The following is a 6,956-nucleotide window of genomic DNA, read 5'->3' on the forward strand; positions in this document are numbered from 1 at the left end:
AATTCCCATTTTCAAAACAGATTTCATTTTACAGGAGTTATTCCTGCTGTGCGCTTCAATCCCGATAGTTCGGGACTTGAGCTTCTCCCGGTTTTTTCTAAAGCCATAAAAGGAGCTTCCTTTGGTCGCTCTTTTCTGTCAAGAAAAAATCAAGAGCAGCTCGTCGAAGCTTTTCACTGCCATCTGGGCTAGGGCAGTTGTGGTTGAATAATGCTGTGGAAAAACAAATTTATTTTAGATTTTCAGACTAATTTTCGAACCAAATAAATTTAGTCCTTATTTCTGAAATAGTTTTGCATAAGCCAAAAATAGTACTATATTTGCACCCGCTTTCGGGGTGTAGCGTAGCTCGGTTATCGCGCCTGCTTTGGGAGCAGGAGGCCGCAGGTTCGAATCCTGCCACCCCGACTAAAAATCCTTTCTGTCTCTACAGAAGGGATTTTTTTATTGTATAATAACAAAAACTGATTATTCAGGTTCGATAATACAGTAATTATGACTTATTTTTGTGCTGTTAAAAAATTATAATATACCTTACTATGTCTGATACAATCGAAAAAATTAAATGTCTTATTATAGGTTCTGGTCCAGCAGGTTATACTGCAGCAATATATGCCGCCAGAGCAAATATGAACCCTGTTTTATACCAAGGAATGCAACCTGGTGGTCAACTGACAACTACTAATGAAGTAGAAAATTGGCCTGGTAATCCTGAAGGAATTACAGGTCCCGAAATGATGGTAGGATTGCAAGCACAAGCACAACGTTTTGGTACTGATGTGCGTGATGGTTGGGCAACTAAAGTTGATTTCTCAGGAGATGTTCATAAAGTTTGGATCAATGATACTATAGAATTGCATTGCGAAACAGTAATTATTTCTACTGGAGCATCAGCTAAATATTTAGGGATGCCATCAGAACAACACTATTTGAAAATGGGTGGCGGAGTTTCGGCTTGTGCTGTTTGTGACGGTTTTTTCTATAGAAATCAAGAAGTAGTAATTGTAGGAGCAGGAGATTCAGCTTGTGAAGAAGCACACTATTTGTCAAAACTTTGTAAAAAAGTAACCATGTTAGTGCGTAGCGAAAAATTCAGAGCTTCTAAAATCATGGAAGAACGCGTTCGTAAAACAGAGAACATTACCATATTAATGAATCACGATACTGTTGAAGTATTAGGAGATGAGCAAGTTGTTACTGGGGTGAAGGCTTTGAATAAAACAACAAATGAAGTTTTTGATATTCCTGCAACTGGTTTCTTCGTAGCTATTGGTCACAAACCAAATACTGATATTTTCAAAGATTATATCACATTAGACGAAACGGGATATATTATCAATACTCCTGGAACTTCAAAAACAAATGTCGAAGGCGTTTTTGTAGCGGGTGATGCTGCGGATCATGTGTATCGTCAAGCGATAACTGCAGCTGGAACTGGTTGTATGGCCGCTCTTGATGCCGAAAGATATTTGGCTTCTAAAGAATAATACCAGTAATAAAATTTCAACATAAAAAAAGTCCCATTTGCCTTAGCAAGTGGGACTTTTTGTTGGTTAGAGGATTTCTATTTCAACTTTTTTATCAATTTAGCTTCATCAGCAAATTTTCTGATTTCGATTTTTGGAGCACCCACAAGTTGGATTTCTGATTTATTAGCAGCGTCTATAATAACGGTTGTTACCGCATTAACACTACAGTTGGAATAACTTTCTGTGGTTACGTCAACATTTTTTATAGTTAATTTATTTCCTGTCAAGCTCGAGTTATTATCCAACCGAATGATGGCATTCGCTGCGTCCCCTTCGATAGTAGCATCTGATTTTTGATACATATCCACTTTTAAATCTGTAGTGGTGACTAAGGCTTTTAGAGAGGCGTTTTTACTTAATTCGATCGTAGTATTTTCTGATTTTAAATTGAGTTCTGTTTTTGATTTATCATCAGATTGTAATACGAAGTTTTTGGCATTCACATTCAAAAATAGTTTGGATGCATCGTGTGCTTTAAGTGTGAGGTCATTCACTAAAATTTCTTGAATTGCATTTACAGTCGTTTCATTTTTTGACGTAACCATATTCAAATCATTGGTATAGGTTACTCTGACAATCAGTTTCTTATAATTGGTGGCTTGTTTTGTGGTATAAATGCGCAATAGATTATCACTTAAATCCAAAGAAATAATATCGTGTAAATTTTCGTCGGCTTCAATTTTCAGTTCTGTTCGCTCGCCTCTTTCTAAGTATACTTCGAGATTGTCTTCAACAGTAAGCGACTCAAAATCCCCAACTTTCCTTTGTTCCACAGTTACTGTTTTTGAGCCTTTTATTTTTTCTTTTTTCTGTGCAAATAACAATGTAGTTGATAAAAGGAGCAGGAGTATAGCAGTATGTTTTTTCATAGTCATTTGGATTAGAGTCTACACAAATATAAAAAAATCATCCACTTGTGATGGATGATTTTTTGATTTTTAGTAAAATGATTTTATTGTTCTTGATGAACACTTCCTCCGGAATTGGTTTCTTTTCGAATTGATTTCGGAACTTTATTATAGCTTATACTTCCTCCGCTAGAGGCTTCGGCGTCTAAACTGACAATTGGATGAATGTTGATGGTAGCTCCACTGGAAGCTTCAGCATTAACTTCATTTGCTAATAAGTTTTTGGCGTCAATTCCGCTTCCACTTGATGCATTTGCTTTCATTTTTAATCCCATTCCATTAATGGTGATGCTGCTTCCGCTGCTTGAATCACAAGTAATATCATCTGCTTCTATATTCAGGTCAATAGTTCCGGCACTAGATGTGTTTAGTGTAATATTTTCTCCTTTTATAGTGTTTGTACTTGTGATTGAGGCACTGCTATTGGCTTCTAATTGCTCAATAACTGGCATTTTTACAGTTACTTTTTTAGATTTCGTATTGATGAAAGAATTTTTATCGCAATAAATAACGAGTGTGCCATTTTCAACTTTGGTAAAGATGTGCTTCTGCAAATTATCATCAGCCTCAACTACTATTTCGGTTACGTCTGATTGTTCAATGACAAGATCGATGGCATTACTAACTTCTATGCTTTTGAAATCACCTTCCACATTTCTTCTTTCGGTGGTGACATTTCCGCTTCCTTCAATTGAATTCAAATTAATGGAATGGTTACACGATGCGAATAGTAATGCAGTTAAGGCAACCAGAATAAATTTTGTAATTAATGTGATGATTTTTAACATAGCTTTAATTTTTAATGATTACACCGTTTTTGCTTACTGATAAGCCTTTTTTGGTTCCAGCTTCATTTACTGTAACCGTTTCTCCGTTTACTTTTACAGTAGTAGTTGTAATACTGTCATTTTCGGTTACTTTTCCAGTAATGTTTACTTCTACATTATCACCATTTTCATTTACTTCAACATCATTATATTCATTTTCATCAGCAGGACAATTTAAACATTTTATTTGAGAATTTTCTACTTTGTAAATGTAATTGTCTGAACTGTAGTGCAAGTTGAAGAATGAATCGTCAGATCTGTCAAAATTTTGTACTGAAGTATCTGGTTTCAATAGAATTCCTTCTGGTACGTATAAAAATATTTCCACTTCCTGGTCACGGAATTTATTAGCTACTTCTGTCAATAAATAATTATCCAGAATCAACTGATTTCCTTCAATTTTGATAGCGTATTTTATTTTCTCAGCTCTTTGTTTTGCATCTTGAAATGATTTACCTCTAGCTATTTTTTCAATTTGGATGAAAGGTAATTTCTCGTCTGTACGTAAAATTTCTAAACTTACATTATTGGAATAAATCAATTGAGTGTTAGCTGAATCCTGAACAAACTTGAAGCTTTCTCTGTCATCAATGTCTTTAGTGTAATACTCATTGTATCTGAATTTTACAAACAAAGTATCATTTGGTAATACATTAATCGTTTCTTTCTGAACTGTTTTCCCTTCGTAAGCCACTTCTGACGCTTGTTTTATTCCTATTGAAATTAATATCGCTATGGCAATAATCCAAAGTGCCAATAATGTATATTTAGCAATATTTCCAATTGATTTCATGCTTGGTGACAATAATTTGAAACCTAAAAGTGTCAAGAAAAAGAACGGAATTCCAACTGCAAAGAACATTAACAATCCAAAAGACCATATTGGGTAATCCGTGAAATTTCCTGCTTCAATGAAACTCTGCCATGGCACATCAATAAAATCTGAAGAACCTAAAGTGAAAACAGCAATTAGTAAAGAAACTAATGTTGCAATTCCCGTGATGATTAAAATTACTCCTAAAAACTTTGCGAAAATCTTGAAAACAGTCATGATAAAATCACCAAAAGAGCTTCCTATTTTCCCGGCACCCGTTTTTATTTGATTGCCATATTTGTCGTAATCCACATTTTTTATTTTGCCAGAAACGCTTTCAAACTCTTCACGTACTTTTTTTTCGATATTCGAAATATTTACCGGTTCCCCGGTCATTTCCAGTTTTTCTGATGTGGTTACCGCTTCAGGGGTTACAATCCAAAGAATGATATAAGCCAAAATTCCAGTTCCAAATCCAGCAAAAACTAATAGGATTAGGACGATTCTGATCCATACTGCATCAATTCCAAAATAATGACCTAATCCAGCTGCAACGCCTCCAATCATACCTTTTTCTTTATCACGGTATAATTTTTTTGTTCTTCTGTTTGAACTGTCACTAAAAGTTTGAGAACCTTTCAACTCGTCTTCAATGATGTAATCTTCCGGTTGTCCCATTACGGCAATAACCTCATCTACATCTTTTAAACCCACAACATGTTTGTCGCTTATTTGTTTCTCATTCAATAATTCTGAAACACGCATTTCGATATCTTTTATGATTTCATCATGTCCAGATGAATTAGATAAAGAACGTTTTATGGCATCAAAATATCGAGTTAATTTTTGGTATGCATCTTCATCTATATGAAAGAACATTCCGCCTAGATTTATATTTACAGTTTTGTTCATGACTATTGTTTTTGGTTGGTTATAAGGTTTACGGCATCGGATAATTCAGTCCATGTGCCACTAAGTTCTTTTAAAAATGTTTGTCCTATTTCTGTTAGACCATAATATTTTCTTGGTGGTCCTGATGTGGATTCTTCCCAACGATAGTTGAGCAATCCATCATTTTTCAATCGGGTTAGCAGCGGGTAAATAGTTCCCTCTACAACTAATAATTTTGCGTTTTTTAATGTGTCCAATATTTCCGATGTGTATGCATCTTTTTCTTTTAATACGGATAAGATGCAAAACTCGAGAACACCTTTACGCATCTGGGCTTTTGTGTTTTCAATGTTCATAATTTCTTTTTTTTGATTTTGTGTTGATTAAACGGTTCATTTTTTGATTGATGATTGATTTGTTTTTGCGAGGAATAAAGCAATTGTTTCTTGCTGTTTGGTTCGCTTTATTTATTACGTTTGTTCGCTTTTAATCCATTTTATTTCTCCTACTTAATAAACGGAATCGTTATTGGATATTTGTATTTTTCACCATTTGATGTTTTGATGGAAGCATAAATGATTAAAAAGAATTCAACCACTTTTAAAAGTCCAAAAATTAAAACAGCAACTAAACCTACTGTTAACATTCCGATGTTTCCTTCAAAGTTAAAATTTCTAAAAACAAAATCGTGATCATTTACTACAGCTTCGAAAGGAACATTTTTAAACAGTGTAATTAAAAATGTTGGAACTGCAATTAGTATCAGCACTAAAGAATACAATAATAAACTTAACTGAAAATTAAGTACTTGTTTTCCGTGGTGATCCACAAATTCTGAACTTTCCTTTTTTGAAGTCCAAAGTATTATTGGAAAAATATAATTTCCAAAAGGAATAAAATATTGAGTTAATGCACTCAAATGAGTAAATGTTGCGGTGTTTTTTTCGGTAGTTGTTTCCATGATTAAAAGTATATAGTAATTTCTTATGCAAATATATGTCTAAAAGACAGTATCTTGTTTTGCATAGTACCAAATATTAACATAAAATTAACAAATCAATTTAATATGTATGCATAGTATTTTTTTGTATTTTAGCAAAAAACCTAGCTATATATGAAACTTACAGCGTCAAAACTTAATAAATTTCTCTTATTTAAATTACCGTCGGCATTTATGTGTGGTGTACGTGTAAAAGAGATTGATGAAAACAAATGTGTGGTATCAGTAAAACACCGCTGGATTAATCAAAATCCGTTTAATTCCATGTATTTTGCAGTGCAAGCAATGGCTGCTGAGCTTTCTACAGGAGCTTTGGTGATGTTTCAAATCCAAAAAAGCGGTAGAAAAATATCAATGCTTGTTGCAAACAATAAAGGAAATTTTACCAAAAAGGCAACTGGTAGAATCACTTTTACCTGTACCGATGGTCATTTAATTGAAGAAGCAATTGAAAAAACAATTGCAACCGGAGAAGGACAAACCTTCTGGATGAAGTCTGTTGGAACAGATGAAAAAGGAGTTCAAGTGTCTGAAATGGATTTTGAATGGAGTGTAAGAGCCAAATAAAAACACGTAGTTTGTTTCTAAAAATAGAAAAACGCCTCTAAATTTAGAGGCGTTTTTTTATAGGAAATTAAAATTTATATTGTTTAGACTAGCATTTTTTGCCACTTGCTTTTGCTGATGCATCACACTTTTTTCCTTCAGCCTTACATTTTGCTTGGCATTTTTCTATTTCATCAGCACTCATCGCTTTTGATTTAGAATCTTTTTTAGCACAACAGGATTCTTTTTTTGCTTTTTCTTTTGTAGCGGTTTTACTTTCTTGCGCACTAAGATTCACAGTTAGAAATGCGATTGCTATACATGCTATTATCTTTTTCATTTGTATAAATTTAAATGGTTTTCATTTTTTATTTGGATGTAAATCCAAAATTATAATTCAAATATAAATAATAATTTAAACCAATTTATTAAAATTGAGAT

Annotated in this window: 8 protein-coding genes and 1 tRNA gene; 3 read left to right on the top strand and 6 right to left on the bottom strand. The window is 33.5% G+C overall.

Features of this window, described 5'->3' with window-relative positions; all coding sequences use genetic code 11:
- Nucleotides 1-333 precede the first annotated feature (333 nt).
- Nucleotides 334-408, top strand: a tRNA-Pro gene (locus tag C8C87_RS03275).
- Nucleotides 409-539: 131 nt separating this feature from the next.
- A complete protein-coding gene (trxB, locus tag C8C87_RS03280) occupies nucleotides 540-1,487 on the top strand; it encodes a thioredoxin-disulfide reductase (protein ID WP_099713271.1) in 948 nt (315 codons plus the stop codon).
- A gap of 77 nt (nucleotides 1,488-1,564) precedes the next feature.
- On the opposite strand, the gene C8C87_RS03285 is transcribed toward trxB, so the two are convergent.
- The 5 genes from C8C87_RS03285 to C8C87_RS03305 form a co-directional block, all read right to left on the bottom strand.
- On the bottom strand, nucleotides 1,565-2,398 hold the full coding sequence (locus C8C87_RS03285) for a GIN domain-containing protein (protein WP_121341120.1): 834 nt from the start codon (nucleotides 2,396-2,398) through the stop codon (nucleotides 1,565-1,567).
- Nucleotides 2,399-2,481: 83 nt separating this feature from the next.
- Nucleotides 2,482-3,225 (bottom strand): head GIN domain-containing protein, encoded by a 744-nt coding sequence (locus C8C87_RS03290; RefSeq protein ID WP_099713269.1) that lies wholly within the window; start codon nucleotides 3,223-3,225, stop codon nucleotides 2,482-2,484.
- Nucleotides 3,226-3,229: 4 nt separating this feature from the next.
- On the bottom strand, nucleotides 3,230-4,990 hold the full coding sequence (locus tag C8C87_RS03295; RefSeq protein WP_121341123.1) for a PspC domain-containing protein: 1,761 nt from the start codon (nucleotides 4,988-4,990) through the stop codon (nucleotides 3,230-3,232).
- Nucleotides 4,991-4,992: 2 nt separating this feature from the next.
- A complete protein-coding gene (locus C8C87_RS03300) occupies nucleotides 4,993-5,325 on the bottom strand; it encodes a PadR family transcriptional regulator (RefSeq protein WP_099713267.1) in 333 nt (110 codons plus the stop codon).
- A 149-nt stretch (nucleotides 5,326-5,474) separates the two neighbouring features.
- On the bottom strand, nucleotides 5,475-5,930 hold the full coding sequence (locus C8C87_RS03305; RefSeq protein WP_121341126.1) for a DUF4870 domain-containing protein: 456 nt from the start codon (nucleotides 5,928-5,930) through the stop codon (nucleotides 5,475-5,477).
- Nucleotides 5,931-6,083: 153 nt separating this feature from the next.
- Between C8C87_RS03305 and C8C87_RS03310 the strand changes: the two genes are divergently transcribed.
- Nucleotides 6,084-6,536 (top strand): DUF4442 domain-containing protein, encoded by a 453-nt coding sequence (locus C8C87_RS03310; RefSeq protein WP_121341129.1) that lies wholly within the window; start codon nucleotides 6,084-6,086, stop codon nucleotides 6,534-6,536.
- 88 nt (nucleotides 6,537-6,624) lie between these two features.
- Here the strand turns inward: C8C87_RS03310 and C8C87_RS03315 are convergent, their stop codons facing one another.
- A complete protein-coding gene (locus tag C8C87_RS03315; RefSeq protein WP_099713264.1) occupies nucleotides 6,625-6,855 on the bottom strand; it encodes a hypothetical protein in 231 nt (76 codons plus the stop codon).
- Nucleotides 6,856-6,956: the final 101 nt, after the last annotated feature.

The organism is Flavobacterium sp. 120 (assembly GCF_003633605.1).
Lineage (GTDB): Bacteria > Bacteroidota > Bacteroidia > Flavobacteriales > Flavobacteriaceae > Flavobacterium > Flavobacterium algoritolerans.

Coding starts and splice junctions, on each gene's coding strand:
- C8C87_RS03290 (WP_099713269.1), bottom strand. CDS start 3,225: ATGTTAAAAATCATCACATTAATTACAAAATTTATTCTGGTTGCCTTA.
- C8C87_RS03315 (WP_099713264.1), bottom strand. CDS start 6,855: ATGAAAAAGATAATAGCATGTATAGCAATCGCATTTCTAACTGTGAAT.
- C8C87_RS03305 (WP_121341126.1), bottom strand. CDS start 5,930: ATGGAAACAACTACCGAAAAAAACACCGCAACATTTACTCATTTGAGT.
- C8C87_RS03295 (WP_121341123.1), bottom strand. CDS start 4,990: ATGAACAAAACTGTAAATATAAATCTAGGCGGAATGTTCTTTCATATA.
- C8C87_RS03310 (WP_121341129.1), top strand. CDS start 6,084: ATGAAACTTACAGCGTCAAAACTTAATAAATTTCTCTTATTTAAATTA.
- trxB (WP_099713271.1), top strand. CDS start 540: ATGTCTGATACAATCGAAAAAATTAAATGTCTTATTATAGGTTCTGGT.
- C8C87_RS03285 (WP_121341120.1), bottom strand. CDS start 2,398: ATGAAAAAACATACTGCTATACTCCTGCTCCTTTTATCAACTACATTG.
- C8C87_RS03300 (WP_099713267.1), bottom strand. CDS start 5,325: ATGAACATTGAAAACACAAAAGCCCAGATGCGTAAAGGTGTTCTCGAG.